This is a genomic window from Campylobacter concisus, assembly GCF_015229955.1.
Classification (GTDB): domain Bacteria; phylum Campylobacterota; class Campylobacteria; order Campylobacterales; family Campylobacteraceae; genus Campylobacter_A; species Campylobacter_A concisus_AT.
This window is the reverse complement of record NZ_JAAKYZ010000003.1, coordinates 134,091-156,292: the sequence shown is the minus strand read 5'-3', so window position 1 is coordinate 156,292 and position 22,202 is coordinate 134,091. Positions and strand designations below refer to the sequence as shown.

At 38.2% G+C, this 22,202-nt stretch carries 25 protein-coding genes and 1 pseudogene; all 26 read right to left on the bottom strand.

All coding sequences use genetic code 11. The features are described from left to right. Nucleotide 1: 1 nt before the first annotated feature. A complete protein-coding gene (locus tag G6W45_RS06350) occupies nucleotides 2–226 on the bottom strand; it encodes a hypothetical protein (protein WP_194167904.1) in 225 nt (74 codons plus the stop codon). Next, entirely contained in the window at nucleotides 219–506 is a 288-nt protein-coding gene (locus G6W45_RS06345; protein WP_194167903.1) for a hypothetical protein, read from the bottom strand. Before G6W45_RS06345 ends, G6W45_RS06350 begins: the two co-directional genes overlap by 8 nt. Then, nucleotides 490–867, bottom strand: a complete 378-nt coding sequence (locus G6W45_RS06340) for a hypothetical protein (RefSeq protein WP_194167902.1) — start codon at nucleotides 865–867, stop codon at nucleotides 490–492. Before G6W45_RS06340 ends, G6W45_RS06345 begins: the two co-directional genes overlap by 17 nt. Next, nucleotides 864–926: pseudogene (locus G6W45_RS10105) on the bottom strand (Thoeris anti-defense Tad2 family protein); the annotation flags it as partial. The pseudogene G6W45_RS10105 and the gene G6W45_RS06340, both read right to left, overlap by 4 nt. A gap of 130 nt (nucleotides 927–1,056) precedes the next feature. Further along, nucleotides 1,057–1,656 carry a DUF7338 family protein gene (locus tag G6W45_RS06330; protein WP_194167901.1) on the bottom strand — a complete coding sequence of 200 codons (600 nt, stop codon included), beginning with the start codon at nucleotides 1,654–1,656 and terminating at the stop codon, nucleotides 1,057–1,059. Then, a complete protein-coding gene (locus G6W45_RS06325; RefSeq protein WP_194167900.1) occupies nucleotides 1,619–1,768 on the bottom strand; it encodes a hypothetical protein in 150 nt (49 codons plus the stop codon). Before G6W45_RS06325 ends, G6W45_RS06330 begins: the two co-directional genes overlap by 38 nt. After that, nucleotides 1,765–2,091: a hypothetical protein gene (locus G6W45_RS06320; RefSeq protein ID WP_194167899.1), complete on the bottom strand. Its 327-nt coding sequence runs from the start codon at nucleotides 2,089–2,091 to the stop codon at nucleotides 1,765–1,767. Before G6W45_RS06320 ends, G6W45_RS06325 begins: the two co-directional genes overlap by 4 nt. 12 nt (nucleotides 2,092–2,103) lie before the next feature. Next, a complete protein-coding gene (locus G6W45_RS06315; protein ID WP_194167898.1) occupies nucleotides 2,104–3,663 on the bottom strand; it encodes a phage tail protein in 1,560 nt (519 codons plus the stop codon). Nucleotides 3,664–3,667: 4 nt separating this feature from the next. Next, a complete protein-coding gene (locus tag G6W45_RS06310; RefSeq protein WP_194167897.1) occupies nucleotides 3,668–4,369 on the bottom strand; it encodes a hypothetical protein in 702 nt (233 codons plus the stop codon). 3 nt (nucleotides 4,370–4,372) lie between these two features. After that, nucleotides 4,373–5,296, bottom strand: coding sequence for an SU10 major capsid protein (locus G6W45_RS06305; RefSeq protein WP_072595176.1), 924 nt, complete (start codon nucleotides 5,294–5,296; stop codon nucleotides 4,373–4,375). A 13-nt stretch (nucleotides 5,297–5,309) separates the two neighbouring features. Then, nucleotides 5,310–5,828 carry a hypothetical protein gene (locus G6W45_RS06300; protein ID WP_194167896.1) on the bottom strand — a complete coding sequence of 173 codons (519 nt, stop codon included), beginning with the start codon at nucleotides 5,826–5,828 and terminating at the stop codon, nucleotides 5,310–5,312. After that, nucleotides 5,828–6,364 (bottom strand): hypothetical protein, encoded by a 537-nt coding sequence (locus G6W45_RS06295; protein WP_194167895.1) that lies wholly within the window; start codon nucleotides 6,362–6,364, stop codon nucleotides 5,828–5,830. The genes G6W45_RS06300 and G6W45_RS06295 overlap by 1 nt, the downstream gene beginning before the upstream one ends. A gap of 122 nt (nucleotides 6,365–6,486) precedes the next feature. After that, nucleotides 6,487–8,160, bottom strand: a complete 1,674-nt coding sequence (locus tag G6W45_RS06290) for a portal protein (protein WP_194167894.1) — start codon at nucleotides 8,158–8,160, stop codon at nucleotides 6,487–6,489. A 76-nt stretch (nucleotides 8,161–8,236) separates the two neighbouring features. Further along, on the bottom strand, nucleotides 8,237–8,863 hold the full coding sequence (locus tag G6W45_RS06285; RefSeq protein WP_194167893.1) for an RloB domain-containing protein: 627 nt from the start codon (nucleotides 8,861–8,863) through the stop codon (nucleotides 8,237–8,239). Then, entirely contained in the window at nucleotides 8,856–9,992 is a 1,137-nt protein-coding gene (locus tag G6W45_RS06280; protein WP_194167892.1) for an AAA family ATPase, read from the bottom strand. The genes G6W45_RS06285 and G6W45_RS06280 overlap by 8 nt, the downstream gene beginning before the upstream one ends. Nucleotides 9,993–10,064: 72 nt before the next feature. Then, nucleotides 10,065–11,624, bottom strand: coding sequence for a hypothetical protein (locus tag G6W45_RS06275; protein ID WP_194167891.1), 1,560 nt, complete (start codon nucleotides 11,622–11,624; stop codon nucleotides 10,065–10,067). A gap of 217 nt (nucleotides 11,625–11,841) precedes the next feature. Further along, nucleotides 11,842–12,729: a cache domain-containing protein gene (locus G6W45_RS06270; protein ID WP_194167890.1), complete on the bottom strand. Its 888-nt coding sequence runs from the start codon at nucleotides 12,727–12,729 to the stop codon at nucleotides 11,842–11,844. Further along, nucleotides 12,722–13,093, bottom strand: coding sequence for an HIT family protein (locus G6W45_RS06265; RefSeq protein WP_194167889.1), 372 nt, complete (start codon nucleotides 13,091–13,093; stop codon nucleotides 12,722–12,724). The genes G6W45_RS06270 and G6W45_RS06265 overlap by 8 nt, the downstream gene beginning before the upstream one ends. A gap of 13 nt (nucleotides 13,094–13,106) precedes the next feature. Next, nucleotides 13,107–14,147 carry an AI-2E family transporter gene (locus G6W45_RS06260; protein ID WP_084042133.1) on the bottom strand — a complete coding sequence of 347 codons (1,041 nt, stop codon included), beginning with the start codon at nucleotides 14,145–14,147 and terminating at the stop codon, nucleotides 13,107–13,109. A 215-nt stretch (nucleotides 14,148–14,362) separates the two neighbouring features. Then, nucleotides 14,363–15,442 (bottom strand): cytochrome C, encoded by a 1,080-nt coding sequence (locus G6W45_RS06255; RefSeq protein WP_194167888.1) that lies wholly within the window; start codon nucleotides 15,440–15,442, stop codon nucleotides 14,363–14,365. A 23-nt stretch (nucleotides 15,443–15,465) separates the two neighbouring features. After that, entirely contained in the window at nucleotides 15,466–16,476 is a 1,011-nt protein-coding gene (gene ruvB / locus G6W45_RS06250; RefSeq protein WP_194167887.1) for a Holliday junction branch migration DNA helicase RuvB, read from the bottom strand. A gap of 49 nt (nucleotides 16,477–16,525) precedes the next feature. Then, nucleotides 16,526–17,632 (bottom strand): sensor histidine kinase, encoded by a 1,107-nt coding sequence (locus G6W45_RS06245; RefSeq protein ID WP_194167886.1) that lies wholly within the window; start codon nucleotides 17,630–17,632, stop codon nucleotides 16,526–16,528. Then, nucleotides 17,616–18,284, bottom strand: a complete 669-nt coding sequence (locus G6W45_RS06240; protein ID WP_103640933.1) for a response regulator transcription factor — start codon at nucleotides 18,282–18,284, stop codon at nucleotides 17,616–17,618. The genes G6W45_RS06245 and G6W45_RS06240 overlap by 17 nt, the downstream gene beginning before the upstream one ends. Nucleotides 18,285–18,374: 90 nt before the next feature. Continuing rightward, on the bottom strand, nucleotides 18,375–19,310 hold the full coding sequence (gene nrfD, locus G6W45_RS06235; protein WP_194167885.1) for an NrfD/PsrC family molybdoenzyme membrane anchor subunit: 936 nt from the start codon (nucleotides 19,308–19,310) through the stop codon (nucleotides 18,375–18,377). Next, a complete protein-coding gene (locus G6W45_RS06230) occupies nucleotides 19,303–19,866 on the bottom strand; it encodes a 4Fe-4S dicluster domain-containing protein (protein ID WP_072595164.1) in 564 nt (187 codons plus the stop codon). Before G6W45_RS06230 ends, nrfD begins: the two co-directional genes overlap by 8 nt. A gap of 9 nt (nucleotides 19,867–19,875) precedes the next feature. Then, nucleotides 19,876–22,149: a thiosulfate reductase PhsA gene (phsA, locus tag G6W45_RS06225; protein WP_194167884.1), complete on the bottom strand. Its 2,274-nt coding sequence runs from the start codon at nucleotides 22,147–22,149 to the stop codon at nucleotides 19,876–19,878. Nucleotides 22,150–22,202 lie beyond the last annotated feature (53 nt).

Here is a 22,202-nt window from a genome sequence, read left to right as displayed (position 1 = left end):
GCTATGCTCTAAAGATACTAACTATCTTTGCCGGACTCAAAAGAACATTTACTACACCTTGAGTGATGGCCAAAGCTGTGAGCTTCATTTCTTCATTGTAAAAAATATTGCCGTAAAGGCGGTACAGGGCGACACTAAACACCACCATAAATAAACCGCCAAGTAACAGCACCAAACAGCGCCTAATTTTGCTTTTTGGTTTTGGTAGTAGCTTAATCTCACTCATTTTTTTCTCCCATTTTTGCTACCGATGCACTAGATTGCGGTACATTTGCATGCACACATTGCCTTAGAAGATCTTCGCAGGCTTTAAAATACTCTGCTATCTTTTTTTGATTGTCAGGATCGCTTCTATCTCGTTCTGGTTTTTGTGGCATTTTGTCAATGCAAGATACTGTGATATATACCTCTTGATATTCCGTTTGCTTAATGATTTGCGGCTCTTTACTTGCACAGCCTGAAAATATAGCAACAAGAAAAAGCGTGATCTTAACGTGCCAGCTCATCAAATATCCTTTCGCAACGCTCCAACTTCTCTTCGCAACTTTGCGTAACCAGTGGCTTGATACCATCAAATTTGCTCTTAGCTTTTTCTTGTGTCTTTTTTACATCAGGTTTTTTTATTTCAAGCTCTTTAAATTTAGCATTCTGCAACTCTATCTTTGCGTTACACGCCTCGAGGTTTGCTTTAACAACTGCACTAATTGCCTCTTTTAGTGCCAACTCATTTTGTGCTTCTTTTAGCTCAGCCTTAGCGTCTTTAATGCTGCCTTTTAGACTATAAATTTCAGACAAAAGCCCCAGCATTACACCAATTAGCCCTCCAATTACGATTAGCCAAAGTTTATTTGCAATTAAGAAATTCATTCTACTAGTACCCAGTCAGTAGCAAGAACGTCTGTTTGGCTAGCAAGCCACGACTCATTGGCATCGCTTTAATCTCTTTCATTCCTATGTAGTTTTGCATTGTGTTTCCTTTGTTTTATAAAATTTACAAAAAATACAGCCGTCAATAGACGGTAACTATGATCACCAAATTCTTTATGGACGGCTTCACTATTTAACCCTTTTAAACGGATTTACACACCAAACACTTTTAAGCACCTTCTTATCATCTGCTTCAAGATATGTGCTTTTGTTCTCTTCATTCATTCCACATATATCCATAAGCTTCCAGCCTAGATATATCCTGCAATAAAACTTAGATTTGCCATATCTTATTTCTTTGTAATAACCAAAACACTCACGTCCATCTTTCATCTTGCAAGTCACTAGACACTGGGTGCTTTTTACTCCTTTGTTTTCTGTAGCTAGAGTATCGCCTACGCTTTTAACACTGCTTGCATCTATATCTTCAATCCTGACGCCTAGATACTTCGCGCTAAAGTTTCCTATCCTGTTACGATATAACCAACAAAGCCTAGCCCAATAAGTTTTATTTTTGCCGTTTGGGAAATGCTCGTTTTTCCAGCCATCGTCTCCGTTTATGCCGTAGTCGTTCTCATCAAACCACGCCGCCCATTTAGGCAAATTCTCGCTTTTCTCATCGCAAGCTAGCAGAGCGATAGGTACTACTATAAAGTGTAGTATCTCGATAGGTAACTCAATAGCTATGTTTTTAAGAATTTGTAGTTTTTGCTTTTGGTTTAGCTTCATCTTTTACCTCGCTTTGATATTTTGGGCACTTTGGACACTCGCTCCAAGTGCAGTTACCATCTTTGTCCAGCCTTGATGCACAGATTTCGCACCTTTTTATTCTTACTCTCATTTCAGCCCCTCTCTTTGAATTATTAACTCTTTATACTCCGCCCTTAAGTTTTCAAGCACGGCGTTATTACCAATAATTAGGGCGTGGCGTATATAGTTTTCGCACTCGGCGATCTCGGCTTCGATCTCGGCTAGTTGTTTTGCTTTTTCATCTATTTTAGGAGCTAGAAGCTTATTTGCTTCATATTCATCAAGTATCTTATACTCTGTGTTTTCTGGCAGGTCATTTTTTGCTATCTGCTCTATACTAAAAATATCTAAAGCCTCTTTTGTTGGGGTAATTATTTTGGTTATTCCGTTCTCTTCATAGATTATCTTTTTCATCTTTTAACCTTTTTATTTTGATTTGATAAAAATCATTACTTGAATCCTAGTTTCATCTGAAAATGATGCCGCACCATATCCAGTGATTATTCTCAGACTATCTCTTTTTATCCCTTGATATTGTGGATGAGCTACGTGGTTTGGTCCAGCAGTATTAAATGGCTCCAATGACGTGAAGATATAGTAGTTTGTATCCTCCATTGGTTTTAAGAATTTAATTGTATAGTCGCCTGCACCGTTTTTGACAATACTAGATATATTTTTACTATCTATTATGCTAACACTGCCCTGCCCATTAAATATAACTCTAGCAGCGCACCTAAAATCTATCTGTGAAAATAAATCGCTCACGGCTTTTTCAGTTACCGCTGCATCCTCTTGTTTGGCTGTTATGGCATTTTTAAGCTTCGTGATGCCTGCTTTTGTTTCGGTGGCAAGTATTGTTTTATCGATTTGCCCAGCTATTGGAGTATTTACGTTTTTGACCTTGATGATGACCACTACCGCCATATTGCAGGGGCGAGTTTCGTTTGCAGGTTTAGATGTTGCAAATATTGGTTTATCTTCCTTACCTGCAACACTTTTGTAAGCTATATCATCACCAGTAGTAGAATATGTATATTGAACAGCTCTATAATCGTTTCCTGAGGTGCCATAAACATTTCTATTACCTAAGTTATCTGGTACTATACTTCTAAGCTGTAAACCATTTACATCAATAGCGTCTTGTTGCACCACGCCTAAAGAGGCAGCGCTGCCTCCAATAGAACGCATAAACTTGCCGTCAGAAAAGTTAGGCAAGTTAAAGTTTTCGCCTGAGCCACCGTATATGTAACCTAATACGTTAAATAGCTCTGCATATTCAGACTTCTTAAGGCTTCTGCCATCAGCTATTAAGAACCCAGCAGGGATCGTTTTTTGGCTTGGATAACTTAGGTATGCACCTATTGGCAAGCCATCCGTTAGCTCAGTTTTTAGAGCAAATTTATTGTCACTCTCAGATTTAGTGTATGCGTCTATCTTTTCATTTTTATTTAAAAAAGTCTGCTCGCACCACTCTTCATTAGCTATGACATGCCATATTTCTTTATTTTTACTAGGGTTTTTATTTGTATTTTGTATTTTTGCCTGATAGAGCTTACTATTTAAAACACTAATGGCACCAGCAGGATACTCTAATGTAGAGTTCCAAGGAGTTATGCCATTTTTATGTATAGTGCTAAATTTTTCATCTACTACTCCTTTTGCTTCATTAAAAAGATCCATGATTTTTTTTGATGAGAATGTAGAAATCAAAGCCTCTGCACTATCGTTTATTGTGCCGCTTTTTAGAACCTCTTCTATTTGGGCTTTTAAAGTATCGAATGTTTTTATTATTTCGGCGATTTTATTATACTTACCATCAAAATCTTTTTTATTTGTATCAAATATTGCTTTATCTGCGGCTACTGCTTCGCTTATTCTTTCTATATTTGTTTTTATTTTTCTCAGCTCTTCAGGCTCTATTTTTTCAAGCTTTTTGCTAACTCCTAAAATCTCTTTACAAATTTGCGTAAATTCTTTATCCGCCATTTTTTCACTCCCCTAAAATTTTCTTGCTCATTAGCCTATCAAGCGCTCTTAAATCCTCTCTATCAGCATGCTCGCCGTTTTCTAAAGAAGCTTCGCTTTGATAGGCGATAAATTGATATATAAATTTCCTATATCCAAGCTCATCGCTATTTAAAATTTTTTCCGGATGCTGCAAATTGTCATTTACTCCATAGACTATATTGGCCATGTAGTAATCAAGTCTTTTTATAAAATTCTCATCCCATGAATAGTAAGGATCTAGCGCATAATCTATTTTATAAGGCTTTAGCCAGCCCTTTATTCTAAGAGCCTCGGTCAAATCATAAGCTCTTTCGTCGAAGTTGTTTAGTTCGTATTCGCATAAATTTTGTAGATAAAATTTATGATATTTTGCATAAAACTCGGCGTGCGCCCTTTTTTTAGCTACTCCGTAAACGAGTGCCTTTAAAAGCGATTCGTCAAGAAAATCGACTACATCTTTTTCGTTTTTAGGCGTGTTAAATTTCCTCACGAAACGTCTTTTATCTATATGATATTCGACGTCGAAATTTCTATGATCTATCTCTATCATTTCAAGAGGCGTTACCGCACGCGATATATCTGCTGCTGTCTCTTCCACTAATGATTTTAATTCTTCAAAATCAGGGAGTTTTATATCTCCCCTAATAGATACCTTCAAACGCTGCAAAAACGCCTCATAATTCATTTTTCACACCTTTAACTTTTTAAGCCATCCAAATGCTACAGGAGTACATACACGAAGTGTAAATTCACTAATAATCTCTTTTTCTACAGCATCGTTGCTAGTTGGAAGCTCTCTAGTCATCATTGGACGCCAATTTACTTTAAAGATGTCATCAGCTCTAAAGGCAATGATCTCATTTTGATCTAAGAATGGATTTAACATAACCTTTACATCGCCGTAGCTAGTTCTAATGGCAAGTAGATCCTCTTCTAGGTATTTTTGTGTGATATTGGCTTGTTTTATCTTGTCGAGAATATCTAGCAGCCTATCATTTTGCTTATCATTTACCATTAAGAATTGATAAGGCCTACCTTTGCTCCAGCCGATTTTTAGTAGATCTCTAATCATTTGCATAGTTAAGTCTGTATTGTTTGCATCGATTGTATTATTTGCGGTAGAAAAACTTTTTAATCCACCACATTTTCCGACTACAGGAGAACCACCACTATTTACTCTTTGTACAGCTGTCTGAGAAGAAAGCAAAATTTTCTCTATGGACTTTTTATGTTCTACGGAAGCCATCTCGCCTTGATTAGCTAGAATGCCTCTGCCTGCTACATCTTTGGCCGGCTCTTGTGATCCAGAAACTCCGTATGTATTTTTAACTATTTGAAAATGATTGCTTAGAGTATTACCAACAAAATACTTAGCTGTTGCTTTAGCTCCACCTTCTGCATGCGCATTAGCCGCGTCACCATCAGGCAACTCATCATAAAACCATTTATGTCCTACCGCCACGCTCGTACTTCTATCCGCGGGTGCGGCTGTGCTTATTGCACTATAAAAAGGCGTAGATTGCCATCCTATTTGTTTTATAGTGTTTTCAAGTACTACACCCTTACTGCCAAAAGCCTCTTCAGCAGTTACTAATCCAGTTTTTATAGCCATTTTCTTTTACTCCTTAAAATAATCTTGCATATAAGGCCTGCTTCTCGCTATCGTTAGCCTCACCCTTGTTAATCTTACCGATGAGCTCTTTTACGCTCACACCACCACCAGTCCCCCGTGCTATGTCAAATTCATCATCAACTTGTGCTTGTGCCTTGCCATGGAAAAATTTTAGATAGACGTTTTCAATCCCTACTGGAGTCAGTAGTACATCACCAGTGCCAGGGTTTTTCTCATCCATCTCTAAAATTTTGTCTGTGACTTTTTGCATATCAAAGTCCGGATAACTCTTCCTAAAATCCGTCTCCATCTGCGAAAGTTGCGCGGCTTGGCGCATTCTTTGAAAATCCGCATACTCTTCTTTGTTGAGTTTTACTGAGTCATCAGGCTGCGGAGTAGCTGGTGCTTTAGTCTCTGCCTGTGCCTGTGGTTTATCTGCGTTTTTTAAAGCAGTTTGGCCTTCTTGCGTCTGTGTTTCTTCCGCAGCCGCTACACCCTCTAAATCTTGATCATAGATCCCATCTAAATCCATTACTCATTACCTCCTAAATTTAAACCTTGCGACTCATTTGTCTTAGGAGTGCTATCAGTCTTATTCTTGTCCTCCTTCTTGGTCGCTTCTTTTAGTTTTTTATTCTCAGCTTCAAGCTTTTGAATTTTTTGCGATAAAGCTAGATTTTCGCCAGCCAAATCACTCACGCGGTCTTGTAAGTTTGCACACTCCTCTTTAAAACGCTCTGCCTCACCTTTTGCCTCTAAAATTTCAGCTTTCAAGCATTCAATTTCGTTTTTAGCTTTAGCTAGCTCTGGTGCGAGATTTTTTGCGCTAGATGCGATTTCTTTCAGCTCGGTCTCGGCCGCCTCGTTTTGTGGCATCTCTTCCCACTCTTGCTCACCTATAATGCTTACGGTGGCAAAGCCATCCTCGCCCTTAGCCCTAACCACAACATCGCCGATGTTTCCACCGCTAATCTGCCCCTCTTCTTCGCCTTTTTTATAGACACTAAGTCCGTTTGTAGCCAAAGCGACGATAACACCAAGAAACTCGTATTTGTCCTTATATGCCATTTCTTCTCCTTTAAAATTTTTATTATTTTATTTACCAGTATCCTAAAAAACATACAAAACTCCTTGCCTAAGCAAAGCCAAACTATAAGCAAGATGGTTGTCCTAATCTATACTTTTTAACACTAAATTCCACCGTTTGCCAAGGCCGCCATCTCCATATCTTCTTCACTAGGTTCGTTTTTTATTTGATCTTCTTCCTCTTGCGTTGCAGCTTGTGCTTGTGTAGCTTCTTGCATCGCCATCATCTGTGCCATAGCTTGATCAACTTGCTCTATTGGCGCATTTTCACCAAGGATTAAAGTCAATACTTCTTTGACGATTTCGCCCGTTATTTGCGGCGAGCTTATTTGATTTTGGGCTAGCACGCCCAGTAGCCCGTTTAGTTGATTGATTTTTACTTCATTTGCTATCGTCGTGCCGAAATTTACGGAAATGTCAAAGTCTAAGCGGTTCGCCTTTCTTTGCGCAAGCGTGCCGATCGCGTCTATCACGCTCTCGTCTTCGGTGATTTTTACGAATTCATCGTCGCTTACGAAGCGATAGAGCAGCTCTACGAAGTGCTGCGCATAGCTTGAGAGCATAGTTTCTAGCAAGGTCTGCATCATGCTCTCTATTCTCATCGAGCTTGCGGCGTTCACCGTTTGTAGCGCACCCATAGCACGACGATCGCTCGGGCTAGTTTGCCCGGTCATCACGCTATTTACGCCCGTAGCTATCTCGTACTCTTTGCCGAGCATATTTATCTCTTCGCTTAACTGATACGTAGGCGGCACCGGAAAAGGCATTATCACGTCGCTCACTCTAGCACCCATATCCGTTTCCACCCTGATGACCTTTTTCCTTGCCATCACGTCGCTTACCGCCACTGCGCCCCTAGTTTTATCCACTACAAACGACGGATCTATTTGATTCTCGGTGATGTCGATTTTTTGATTGCGCTTGATGTTGTATTCTTCTTGGATTTCTTTAACGATTTCCGGCACGCACGAGCCGTATACGGCGTTTTCCTTTTCGCGCATGCTCTCCTCGACGCTAGGCATCGAGTCTATACAGTAGCCGAAGTGAAACGGCAGAGTCGAAAATTTCGTCTCTCTTACCAAAAAATCATTAGCAAAGCTCTTTAGCTCCCACATCTGTCGGCCGTTTACGTAGATTTTTTTGTAAATATCCTTCATCTGCACCCTCTGGCTCCACTCTGCCTTTGAGCCTAGGATGAGCTCTTTGTCTTTGCTTTTATAAAATTTCGTTTTGATTTTTTCTTCGACCTGGCGCACCGATTGCCGCCACTTGTAGCAGACGTATTCTATATCGTTGATGTCGCTTGCGTATTTGTCAAAGGCTAGATCTGTGATGGGGATAAAGCGCGTAGCGATATCGCCTTGCTCTTTGTCATAGAATAAATTTACTATACCAAGAGGTAGGTATAAAGCGCTCATGACAGCTTTACTTAAACCAACGCGATGCTCTTTTTTCTTCCATCTATTTTTTAATACAGCAGTAAGTGCATTTTGCAAGATTAGATCATTATCGCTTCTACGCCCAACACGTGTGATCTCTATCGGACAACGATCACTCATAAAGCTTGTTTTAAAAATTGCATGAATGATAAAAATGGTGGTTTTTATTAGTGGGATGTATAGTTTAGAACGGCTTCTCTCAGAGCTTTTTCGTTTTGTAGTGCGGTTATCTTCACCCTCATACTCAGCACGAAATGCTCGCTCACATTCTAGGAATCTATTTTTATGCTGCTCAAGATCACTAAATGCTTGTTTAATTAAATTTAAGTCCTCATTCATAGACTACTCCGTTTTTTACGTGTAGTCTAATCTATGGTTTTCCTAAAAAACGTATAAAACTATTTTAATGAGATTTTTAACGAGACTCTTTAATTTTATTACAGTAATCTATAAAATTTATGAGAGTTGATTGCCTTTTCATAATATGATTTTTATCAATTAAGGCAGCCGAGAAATCTTTTTTATAACAAAAAAGATTATTATTGTTAAAATGCTTCTTTGTATTTTCAAAATCTCCGCCATGTTGTTCTATTTTATTAAGGATATCTGGTCTAGATTTTATCTCGTCACTATTTATAAACCCAAGTCTACCCCTAAGGTCATTACAAAATGGATCAAAATGAGCAGACAAAAATGTTTCAAACTCTGGATATGTTAAAAAAATATTGTTTTGCTTGTTAATCTTTACAAGCTTATCTATTAACTCTTCTAGATAACTTAATTCTACTTTATTATTCGCTGCTCTATCCAGATCAACAATTACTAATATAGGAGTATCTATCCCCCTATATTCAGCTATCTTATTTAAAAAAGATGCATAGTTGCCATTGCATATATTTTCTATATCTAGCTTAAAACTACTATCTAATAATTTATTTTTCAACTCTTTTAAATAATTCTTTTCTGTTTGCCCTTCTACTAAAACTATAATTTTAATACTAGCACTTAAATTTTTACAAAGTTTAGTTTTGCGCCTACTCATAATCGCCCCTAAGATAGTTTAGGTAAGCTTTTCTTCTATAACTTATAGGTTCAAACTGATCTAAACATGTTACTTTTGTATCGCAGTTTTCTTTAGATACTATATATAACTGAGATGGATTAAGAAACGATGTATCAAATATCATTGGATTGTGCGAGCTTAAGATAAATTGCGCTTTTTTATTTTCTGACGAGTTAATAACCCCATTTAAAATTCTTATTAAGGCTTTTGTGCTTATAGAGCTATCAAGTTCATCTATAACAAATATCATATCGTTTTTATCTTCAGACAATAAAGATGGCAATATGGATATGATTTTTTTAATTCCATTGCTCTCTTCTTCAACAGGAAAATCTCTATTGTCTCTTTTTAAAATCATGCAGTATCTATTTTCATCTATTTTGGAAAAGATATAATTTTCTATACTCTTATCTAAAATTTTAAGTATTTTTAAAAAAATATCGCGATTACTCTCTATCTGGTCTTTAGCAAAAGTAGGAAATGGGACTATAGTAGCAGAAAAATAACTTCTATTTCTGAGCATTGTGCCAAGTACTCTATATGTTCTATAAATTTTACTTTCAGCCGATCCTACGACACACCCTTGCAAAAAGTTATCTATTTCTGGTATTTTGTTGTCCTCTATCTTTTTTAAAATTATCTCCTTTGATTGAACTGATAATATATCTCCAATAGCTGGATGTTTTTCAAACGTTAGTTTATTGTCTTTAAAATCATATATAATCGTATCATTCTTAATCAATTTTTCACTTACTACGCCATTTTTATTTAAAGTTAAATTGTATTCATATATATCGTTATCTATTAAAAATTCTGTCTCATAAGATGTTTTATCTGATTTATTGTTTATATTTTTGGTCTCTATATCAAGATTAATGCCTCTAGCTACTATTCTTTTGAAAGAACCAATGGCCTTCAAAACATTACTTTTGCCTGCTGCATTATCACCAAAAAGGACTACACTTTTAGCAAGTTTTATTTTTCTATCTAAAAAATAATTTGGCTCATACTTCGTCCCTTTTATTCGCTGGTTTTTATAAACATCAAAATTTATCTCTACCTTCTCATTTATAGATCTATATCCAGATACACCAAAGCTTATTAACATCTATACACCTTTTTATTGTCCGTAATAAAATTATAACATAGATATAAACTATTTTTTTGTTTATATTTATTTTCACACCCAGCTCTCTTCCTCTGTATATTCATCATAAATTTCATCATAGCTCTCGTCAAAAAATCGCCCAGCGATATATTGCAAGATATATGCGGCCGCATCCATGATGTCGTCACTCTTACTCTCTGTCTCTGGGTCAAATCCCAGCAGCTGCGCCTCAAGTTCATCCGTAGCGTTTAAATTTGCATTATGATAAATTTGTCTTGTACGGTAGTAGGGCTCTAAATTTGAGATACGTTTATTCTTGGAGTTGCCGCCGTGACTAAGCGGATCTATTGGCAAATTTACGCCCGTTAATTTTTGAATAGTATCGATCGTGTAGAAAAAGTCGTTTTGCATGCCGGCCTTTTCTATGCCGATGCGCGCGGGATTAAAGGTAAGGTAAATTTCGATTATCCGTAGGCTTCGCTCAAACGGTGTAAAGTACCCGCTCGTGATGTCGATGATAAAAAGCCTATTTTGCCTATCTATTGCAAAGGTGACGTAGGCGGTCTGATCCCTACCTTTTCCACTTGATATGTCAGCCACGGTATAAATTTGGCACTCTTTTAGCCAAATTTTCTCCCAATTTTCTAGCTCTATCTTATTTGCTCGCCTGATTTTTAGCTCTTGCTTATTTATACCGTCGGTTACGGTAACGGTCGTAAAAGGTTCGTCAGCCCTATATTCGACACCCTTAAAATATCTAAAATACTCACGCTTAAAGATAGCTTTTTGTGGATCTATCGCAGCACACATATACTCTTGATAAAATTCATTTGCTAGCCCTTTTGAGACTAGGGTGCTTTGTATTTTTTTGATTTTATCCATCGAAAAGCGAGACGGCCATGAACTTGTCCCATTTCTGATGATAGGAATTTTTATGTAAGTCCAGTCTTGTTTGGCATCCATCTCTTCCGTATTGTTTACGATATTGTTTAGAATGCTATCTTCATGTAATATCGTGCCAAGTATCACGGCCTTGCCACGCGTAGGATGCAGAGTAGGGAGCAAGTCCGCATAAAACCAACTGCGAAGCTTTTGGCGGTTGGCGTTTGAATCGATGGGGTATCTGCCGACCTTACTCTCCAGGTCGTCTATAATCAGCAATGTTGGACGCATGTTGTCGATATTCATACCACGAGGATCTTGCCCAGCCGAGAGAGAGACGACGTAGCATTTTTTCTCTATACTTTTGCCGTCTTCATCTTTCATGCCTTGATTTACGATAACCTCAATAAATCCTTTATTCCAAGCTTTACCACGAGCTATGGCATAGCCTTTAGTAGCTGCCTTGTCGATACTCCCTTTGATCGCCTCCAAAAATGCTGTCGCCTTGTCCTCGTTGGCCGAAACGATCATAATAAAGGGTTCGGTAGCAAAATATAGGCGACTTAATACGTAAATTTTATTTAATAAAGTAGTCTTACCAGCACCACGAAATACTGCTATAGCTTTATACTGACCTTCGCTGTCAATAAAACGGATTATTTCTAAATGGAATTTAGGTGTCTTGTTTTCAAAAATTTCAGGTTCGATATCTTTGGCAAATTTTAGATATAGTTCAGGAGATAGGTTCATTTGTTATCCTCTTTTTTTAATTAAAAAGGGTAGATAATATTTTCCTAAATTTTATAAAGTTATACGATAAAAAATAAACGGATATTTTTACGGATATTAAAAATAAAAAATCTTTCTAATATCCTCTATTATAGGTATATTTATTTTAAATATGGTAGCCCTCGCTTCCACCATTTCTATCTAAAATACAAATAAAAATTTTATTAAATAGCTTAAATTAAAAAAGCTCTTCTGACTCGAAATAATTTTGTGAAATATTTCGCTCTTTTTCATTGGTATTTACATGAAGCACGTAGTAACCTATCTGCGTGTTGCTAGCGTCTATTAGTGGCACCACGCAAAAGTAGTGTGTTTTATAAACGTAAAATTCATATTCTTTGAAATTAATATCACGCAAAAAACCTACTATATTTAAATTTGCACTGCTTAAATTTTCGATGTAATAATCATTTAAAATTTGATCACTTGGAATGCTTTTACGTGAAGGCATCTTATCTTTTGCCAAAAGAACAAATAGATCAATTCCTTGCTTTTTAAAATAATTTCCAAGTGAGTCAAAATTTAACAAAACCTCGATGTTGCCAATAATTTTACCATCACGTATTACGTTTGAGACAGCCCTTATATGCGTTCCAGCATACCACGCCTCGATGCCGACCATGGGCTTGTTTTGATGCCTTGACTCTTGCACTAAAAACCTACTACTAGCGATCATATCGCCATATCTGTTTAGATCCCAGCTCCTTACATAGCTTTTTAGATCTTTATCATAAATGTGAAGCTTAATATTGTTATACATCGAAGCTGCACCAAGGGTTTTGGTTAAATTTTCGATATTTTTTATGCATTCATCGCGGCTTTGACCTAGCAAGCACATTTGTATAGACTCATTTTGAGCAAGCAAGATAGAGATCGCCATTGATGAAAATTTCTCATCATCTATACTTTTATTAAGCTGTTTTACCTGGTAATCAAAAAAGACTCGCATATTATTTTGCATCTTTTCAGCCATATAAGAGCTGTAAAGGAAGTAAAAAAGCCCTCCAAGTACTACGATAAAGATAAAAACGATATAGAAATTAAGATATTTTTTATATTTATTCAAAAATAGCCCTTAACTTTTCTTCTAAAAATTTTGCAAATTTATCAAATTCTGGCAACGCAAGCTCGCTTTTTCTTTTTGGATTAGCCCAAACGCTATCTGGGAAAAATGCGTCATTACTAAATCTAGCAATAACATGAATATGCACGTGTGGCACGTAGTTACCAAAACTAGCAATATTTATCTTAGTTGGTTTATAAAATTCAAGCATCGCCTTTTCACTTATAAGCATCGCTTCAAACAGTCTTGCCCTACTCGCTTCGTCGCAATCACTTAGCTCACGAAATGGCTTAATGGTAAAAATTTTTATCCATGGAAGCTCATTGTCTTCACGCTCGATTTTTATAAATTTATCTTCATAGATCATATTTATTCCTATTTTATACGAAATTTCTCTCTCTTAAAAGCGTATAAAGCTTGATAGTCGAGATAAAAAATGTCACGATCGCTGGTCCAAGGATCACGCCCCAAAACCCAAATGTCGTGATACCTGCAAGCATCGCAAAGAATATAAGAAGCTCATTTATCTTTGTTGGTATTTTAACCAGCTTTGAGTTTATAAATTTAATAACAAGTGGCTTTAAAAGCGTATCAGCTGCAAATGAGATCACTACGATCGTATAAATTGCGATAGTTATCGCTGCTGCTATGTTGCCATTTGCAAACTCATAAATACTAATAGGACCCCACGCTAAAATACCGCCAACAACTGGAATAAGCGAAGCAAAGCTAAAAAAGATGCCAGTTAGCACGCCGTCATAGCCGTAAAAGCTTGTGATAATAGCAAATAAAAAGCCTTGGATTATCATATTTGCGATGGTTGAATAAAAAACGACGCTCATCACGTTGCCAACCTCACTTAAAATAGACTCTGTGTCATCTTGCTTTAGCGGAAGTGCATATTTTAGATAGCTGATTAGTTCATTGCCATAAAGATTGCAAAAGAAGAAAAAGACCAAAATAATAATCATATCAACGCCAAATTTAAGGCTTAACTTACCTAGACTTGCAAGGTTTGTCGCAAGTTGAGAAAAAAGCATTTTAATATCAAGTCCGCCGATAAATTCTTTTATCTTTGGCTCTAAAAAATTTATCGACTCAGGCATCCTAAAATCATAATTTTTGATAAATTCGATAGTCTTTGTGACATTGTTTATATCAAAGCCAGCTGCGTATTTTGCGATCTCAACTACCGCATAAAGAAGTGGGGCGATAAATAAGCAAAGAAGCACAGATGTGGTAAGAGCCGATGAAAGCGTCTTGCGGTTTTTAGTGAGCGATAAAAATGCGATTTGGACATTTGAAACCGCGACAGCAAGCAGTGCTGCGATGAAAATATCAAGCAGATATGGTTTAAAAAGATAGACCACCAAAGCTAAAGCGCAAAATACAAAAATTCCAAAAAATAGTCTATTGTTCATCTCGCTCCCTTAAAATGGGGTAATTATAGCAAATTTATTAAAGCTACTCATCGCTTCCCAAATTTGCTCAATCTCTTTGCCATCAAGCTTGCAAAGCTAGCAAGTGCGGCTAGGCTTTTGACATTTTTAGCATGCTACTGGCGCTTAGTAAATTTAGATAAATTTATAGTTTTATGCAAAATTTCTAGCTCAAAAGCTCCTACAAATTTAGCCTTTTACGTGCACTGAAAATTTGCCCCGACGATCTCGCATTCATCACATATTTGAACATATATAGTTCCCTCGCCATCTACTAGACTTCCAAGAGGAATTTGTGCTAGATATTTCATGCTTTTGCTACATTTTGGACATTTTAAATGCTCAGCATCTTGCTCCCACTGCGGATATCCACCAAGCAAAATTTCGCTATCTATCATATATGAGTAGTGAGCGCAAACCTCGCTAGCTAGCTCGAAATTTTGCCCATCGAGCGTTGCCACAGCATCTCTTAAATAATCTTCGCTATCACCCTCGCCTACTATCTCTGTTTGCACGCTATTGCCATCATTTTGGCAAAAATACTGCACCAAGCCAACGCATGTTGGACAAAATTTAAGTACAGCATCGTTTTTTAGCTCTAGTCCAAGTCGCTTTAGACTCTCTTTTTTGATGATAAATTCCAGCATCTCGCCGCTACAAAATTTACATTTTTCATCGCTTAGTGCTTTAAATTTAATGCTTGCATCTGCATTTTGGCTTGGCTCACATGTAAAACACTTATCAAAAACTAGGCTTCTTCTCTTGCCACTGCCATCAAAGCTCCAGCCAGCAACCTGCGCATATCCGTCCATATCAACATGAAGCTTCGCCTTCCAAGGCTTTGACGCATTATAGAGCTTAAAAAATAGCTCCCTTACCACCTCATCGCCCTGCCAGGCAAGTGCGCAAAGGATGTGATTTATTTTTACGATATTTTCAGCGCCATTTAGACTATTTATGAGCTCATCTCTCACGTCGCTTGTGGCATTTTTATAAATTTCAAATGGGTAGTATTCACACTCTTTGGTCACTTCTCTTATTATCTGCTCGTCGCAAATTCCGTGCAGGTAGAAAATATATGTGAGATCACTATAAATTTCATCATATTTGCCTATCTCCTCTGTGTGAGCTAGGATATTTTTCTGCCTCTTTTTAATCTCGTCCTCGCTTAGACCCTCGTAAAACTCCAGCTTCTCTTTTTGCCTGCAATCATAGCAGATCCCATCAAAGTAAATCGTCCTTTGCTCGCACTTAGGACAAAGATGTGGCTCACCCATTTTTGCTCCAAATTTAAATTTCGCTACTCAAAAAGCCCTTTTTCGATATCGATCTTGATATTAAAGGTCTCAAAGCACTTCGCACTTGCGATCCTACCCTTTGCGGTGCGCTCGATAAAGCCATTTGCAAGCAGATATGGCTCGATGACATCCTCAACCGTGCCCTCGTCCTCACTAAGTGCCGCTGCGATCGTGCTAAGCCCCATAGGACGGCGCCTTGCTTGCATCAAAATTTCTAAATACCTAATATCCATCTCATCAAATCCAAGCGAATTTACACCAAGTGCATTAAGTCCCTCTTTTGCACGCTCGTGACTGATGATTTGCTCGTCATTTACCTCGGCAAAGTCGCGGATACGCTTTAGTAGCCTAAGAGCGATCCTAGGCGTGCCACGTGAGCGTTTGGCGATCTCTAAAGAGGCGTTTTTGTCGCACTCTTTACCAAGCTTGGCTGATGCGATCTGTACGATACGGCTTAGCTCACTGCTTGTATAAAACTGCAGCCTAAAGTCCATCCCAAAGCGGTCTCTTAAAGGCGCTGAGATCATGCCAGCACGCGTCGTTGCGCCAATAAGTGTAAATTTTGGCAGATCTATCTTGATAGTTTGAGCAGCTGGGCCAGAGCCTATTATGATATCAAGCCTAAAGTCCTCCATTGCAGGATAGAGCACCTCTTCAATGGCTGGGCTTAGACGGTGGATCTCGTCGATAAAAAGCACGTCGCCCTCTTGTAAATTTGTAAGGATCGCCGCCAGGTCGCCACTCTTTTCTATCATCGGTGCCGCAGTCATTTTGATACTTACGCCCATTTCGTTTGCGATGATGTGAGCAAGGGTGGTTTTACCAAGTCCTGGAGGGCCGTAAAATAGCACGTGATCTAGGCACTCATTTCGCTTTTTGGCTGCTTTTATAAAGACATCTAAATTTTGTTTTATCTTTTCTTGACCGATGTAGTCTTCAAATTTTGTCGGTCTAAGCGAGACTTCAAAGTCATTTTCAAAGCTTACTTTTTCGATTTCAACGATTCTATCCAAAGTTTTTCCTTCTAAATTTAAGGCTTCATTTTACGCTTTTATGCTTAATTTAAGCTCGTTTAAATTTATAATAAAAGGTGCTACCCTCGCCGTAGATGCTATCAACGCCGTATGTAATGCCATGTTTTTGGCAAATTTCACTGACGATATTTAGCCCAAGGCCAAAGCCGCCTTGGATTTCATCCTCTCTGACGTATCTTTTCCAGACCTTTTTGACGTCCTTTATCCCCTTGCCAAAGTCCTGCACGCTAAGATTTATGCGGTCTGCTTCAAGCTCTAAATTTACTATTATCTCGCTCTCTTTTGGGCTGTATTTTATGGCGTTTGTGATGGTGTTATCGATGATGCGCTGAGCTTCGACCTTGCTTAGCATAGTAAATGCATCGCCTTCTAAATTTGTCTTTACCACGATGTGCTTGACATTAGCCACACTTGAGAGAAATTTCACTCTCTCTATTATGTATTCGCCCAAATTTAGGCGCTCAAGTGGAAATTTTATGTAGCCTCGCTTTATAAAATACTCGACATCTTCGTAGGTTATTTGCATCTGTTTTAAGGCGTTTTTGATGCGGGTTATATACTTATTTTCAAGTCCAAGCATCTCAAGGTTCATGCCAGCTACGCCAAGTGGGGTCTTTAGCTCGTGCATGGCGTCATTAAAGAAGTTATTCATATACTTTTGAAACTCTTTATAAGGCTTAACGCTACTTAGATATAAAAAATAGACGATAAAAAGCACTGCCACAAGGATGACAAGGAGCATAAGTGCCGCTAGGAATATACTTTTTTCATTATCAAGCTCTTTTTCAACGACAATATAATAAGGCGTTTTATCCTTTATAAAAAAGCTTTTATAAAACAAGAAGCCATTTTCTTCAAGTGTTACAAATTTAAAGTTGCTTGGCTGCTTGGTAAGATTTGAAATAATTGGGTTAAAATTTACATCATAGATCGCAAATTTATACTTTAAAAAAGGAGTTATATTTTCATTTTTTAAAAACGAATTTTTGATAATAGTTTCATGCTTCATCGCACCAAAAAGAGCTTTTGAAGTGCTGTTTTTTTGACTTAAATTTAAGATCACAAAGCTTTGAAAACAAAAAAGCGACATTATGACAAATGTCGCTATGATCTGGATCTTAAAGCTCTTGTGCATCTATCTTGTAGCCTATACGCCTCTTTGAAGTGATAAAGTCACTAGTTGTTTTGTTTCTTATCTTTAAAACGTGCATTCTGATATCAGCGCCTTCTATCTCTTTATCATTCCAGACAAGATCTCTTAGCTCTTCCATGCTGACGTAAGAATTTAGATGCGAAACTAGGCACTCAACAAGTGCAACCTCTTTTGCACTAAGATCGATCATTTTGCCGTTTTTAAATAGCGCACGCTTGTTTAGATTAAAGCTAAACTCGTCATTGATCTTTACTATGTTTTTATCGTCAGTTCCATAGTATTTTCTCATAAGCTCAGCTACTCTAAATTTAAGTTCAGCAAGCTCAAATGGCTTTTTTAGGTATTCGTTACAGCCAAGCTCGTAGCCAATCGCCATATCGCCTATATCAACTAAAGATGTTGTTATCATGATAGGAGCGTTTGGATTTAAACTCCTTATGTATTTGATAACCTCATGCCCATTTACGCCAGGGACTTTTATATCAAGTATAAAAAGATGATAGAAATTTTTCTCTATCAGATCGCAGGCCTCCTGACCATCGCTCACCGCTGTAACTTCATAACCAAGCGTCTGCAAAAACTCACAGACGCTCTCTTGAAACCCTAAATCATCTTCTAAAAGCAAAATTTTCAAATCTCTCTCCTAAAAAATAAGTTTTATTAAGATTTAACCATATTGTAATATTTAATAGGTAAATTCAAAATTAAAATTATTTTTTAAGCATTAAATAAAAATTTGCCCCGCATAGACAATGTAACACCTTAGTAAAAAGACACCACATATTACGAATAATGCGTTGATCACGGCAAATTCGCGTTTAAAATCATGCACCTTTAAAACGCTTAAGTCTAAAATGATAGGCAAAGCCATACCAAAACCAATGACGCCAATATAAAACATCAGCCCAAGAGAATTTGCGCTAAGTGCGTTTGCTACACTCTCCGCACCACTTGTGCTTGCACCTTTTACAACCATAAAAAGTGCAACTATGAGCAAAAACTCGGTAATAATCGCAAAAAAATCAAATTTTAATAAATAGTGTGCAATATCATTTTGCCTTTTTGCCTTATCTTTTAGCACGCCAACAAGTAACGTAAATGCACCAGCACAGCTCAAGCCTGATACTAAAAATAATACCGGCAAGACTGATGTATTCCAAAGTGCGATCTTGTGAGCTGCACTTAGCAAAAAGCCTGTATATGCACCAACGCCAATGCCTAGGATAAAAAGCAAAATTTCAAGTAGGCTTGAAAGCTTGCTAGCTAAATTTGCAACCACGTCAAAAAGAGAAATTTTAAGCAATGCAATCTCGTTTTTAAATGCGCCAACTGCGTATATAACGCTAAGAGGCGTATAAACTAGAAGCAGTGCAACGCCTATTGACATGACTGAGTCAAAGTTGTAAAGCAGAAGTATCCAGTAAAAGCTAAGCGGCTTGCCAAGATCAAGCACCAAAAGAGCAAGTCCAAGAACGATCGCTAATGGAGCGATAAGAGCGGCTGCTTTAAAGTAGTAATTCTCTTTGCCATATTTTTTTGAAATGAGCACAGCAACGATGCTAGCACCCGCACTAAGTCCTGCTAAAAATAGATAAACGGCTATCGGCCAGCCCCAGTAAATTTCAGAGTATTGAGCTAGGCTTCCTGACATGTTATTCATGGTGTGCTCCTTTTGTATTTGCGATCATCGCAAGTGAAGGTTTTGTGTTTAGCTCCGCTTTTGGCAAGTAGTATTTACTCTCTTTTAATTTCTTTGAAATTTTAGAGTTTTCATCATTTACGTCGCCAAAAGTTAGGGCATTTGTAGGGCAGACGCTAACGCAAGCTGGCTCTTTGCCCTCTTCTAGCCTACTCTCATAGCAAAATGTGCATTTGCCTATCTCACCATTTGGCAAGACGTAGCGAGCGTCGTATGGACAGGCTAGGATGCAGTATTTGCAACTAACGCAAATTCTGTGATCAAGCAGCGTCACGCCATCAGCTGTTTTAAAGCTAGCGCCAGTTGGGCAAACCTCAACACAAGGTGCATCTTCGCACATAACACAGCTTTGACGTAAAAAGTCAGTCTTTAAATTTGGAAATGTCCCACTCATCTTTGCATGCACCTGCAAGCGGTAAAGTCCCCTTGGCACGTTGTTTGCACTTCTGCAAGCTACCGAGCAGCCTTGACAGCCGATGCATAAATTTTCATCATGTATCATCATATATTTTTTCATTTTCTATCCTTACGCTTTACTTATGCTAACGCCAACATTTGTAACCATGGTTGCAGCCACTGGGCCTTCGGCTGGATTAAGAAGAACGCTTGTGTTAAGCCCCACGTGATCTATGCTTTTAAGAGCTGGGGTGATGTGTCCAAAGCCGTGATAGATAAAGAGCGTATCTTCTCTAATGCCCTCGGTTACCATGAGCTTGCCCTTTTGCTCGCCAAATTTATTTTTCACCACGACCATATCGCCATCACGTAAATTTTTACGTTGAGCTGTTTTTGGATTTATCCAGATAGGGCTATCACTCATAAGATCATGAAGCGACGGCACTGCCTGAGTGTGGCCATTGGTATGAATAGGCGTTTTGCCACAAGTTAGACAAAGATCATGTCCGTCAAATGTATCCATATCTTTATCGTTTAGCGCGCCGTATCCTTCAAACTGCGCCTCGACATCAGGCAAAAATAGCTCTATCTTGCCGCTTTTTGTTTTAAGCTTAGCCATATCGTCCATCAAACCATTTTCACCTACAAATTTAGATGCGACTGGATATTTAGCGACAAATTTATCGATCATACCTTTTTCTCTAAACAAAATTCCCGGCTCATCCCACGTGATAAAGCCATCTTTTTCTAGTGTGGCAAGTAAATTTACATCTCCACCAGCTTGCTGCATCCTAAACTCACGTATGTCGTTCCAAGTGTAAAGCTCATCTATCTTCATGCGGCGTGCTAGCTCCCTAAAGATAAATGCCCCGTCCTTCGTGTCGCCAACTGGATCAATAACTTTATTTCTTATCATATAAGCTGGCTTTAGACCTGACTTATCCTCTATGCCCTCGTCGCGCTCAAGGTAGCTACTCTCAGGTAAGATAACATCAGCAAAGGTCGCCATATCGTTTAGATAGACATCACTTACCACGATAAAATCAAGCTTCTTCATCGCCTCTATGCTCTTCATCGTCTCAGCGACGTTTATTAGGTGATTAAATCGGATGTTAAACCAGCCCTTTATGGCGTAAGGCTTTTCGTTTAAGATAGCGTCATTTATATCCATCAAAACGCCATGTTTTCTACTTACAAATTTATGCCTACCAGTCTCACCAGCGAAGTCTAGTCTAGTGACTTTTGGCACTTTAAATTTCTCATCTGGATTTTTAAGAACTGGAAATTTATCCTCGCCAACTAGCTTGTTAAAGGTTTTTGCATTTTTGCCACCAAAAAGACCGCCTTTAACCTCCCAGTTACCCATCATCGCATTTGCCACCATGATGGCCTTTGTCCTCATGTATTCAGCTTTTGTGGTAGTTGTCTTATGACCAAAATCAAAAATAACTCTTGGAGCAGCTTTATAAATTTCATCAGCGATGCGTCTAACATCACTTGCTTTTATGCCAGTGATTGCCTCTTGCCATTCAGGCGTTTTGCCCTCTACGCTTTTAACGATCTCATCAAAGCCAGTTGTAAATTTTTCTATAAATTCTTTATCGTAAGTGCCATTTTGTATCCATGTATTTATGATAGCTAGCACAAAAGCTAGATCGGTACCAGGTCTAACTGGTAGCCACTCATCAGCTTTTGAAGCTACAACGCTAAATCTTGGCTCAAGCACAAGTAGCTTTGTATCTTTTTTGGCTGCAAATTTAGCAAGCTTTTTAGCATCGGCTATAACTATGCCTTCAAAGAGGTTGTGACCAAAATTTACAACATATTTTGCATTTGCAAAGTCTCTTTTTAGTTTAGCTATACCATACATCTGCTCGCAGACCATTTGATAGGTGATCGGACAGCACGAAAAGTGTGAAAAGCAGTTTGGCGAGCCATAAGATGAGGCAAAATTTACCATTAGCTTATGCGTTTGCGAGCTTTTACAGGTAAAAACAAAGCTTTCAGGGCCATACTTTTGCTTGATCTCAAGCATCTTTGAAGCAACTAGATCAAGTGCCTCGTCCCAGCTAGCCTCACGCCACTTATTTTCGCCTCTCTCACCAACCCTGATCAAAGGCTTTTTGACTCTATTTTCGTCATAAAGCTGACTAAAACCAGAGCCACCTCTTGCACAAAGCGAAGTTGCCGTACCGCCAGCTTTTGGATTACCGCTTAAGAAGCAAATTTTATTATCAACGACCTTTGCTTCGATAGGGCATCTTGAAGAGCACATCTCGCAAAAGCTACGGACGTACTTCTCATCTTGCTTTGCAGCATTTTCCAAAGCACCACCCGGTAAGGATGATGCAACCATACTAACTCCAGCACCGAATTTTAAAAATTCTCGTCTATTTAAGCTCATCTTTCTCCCTTTAAAAGATATTTGCCTTTAGTTATTCTAGTATTTAAAGTTGA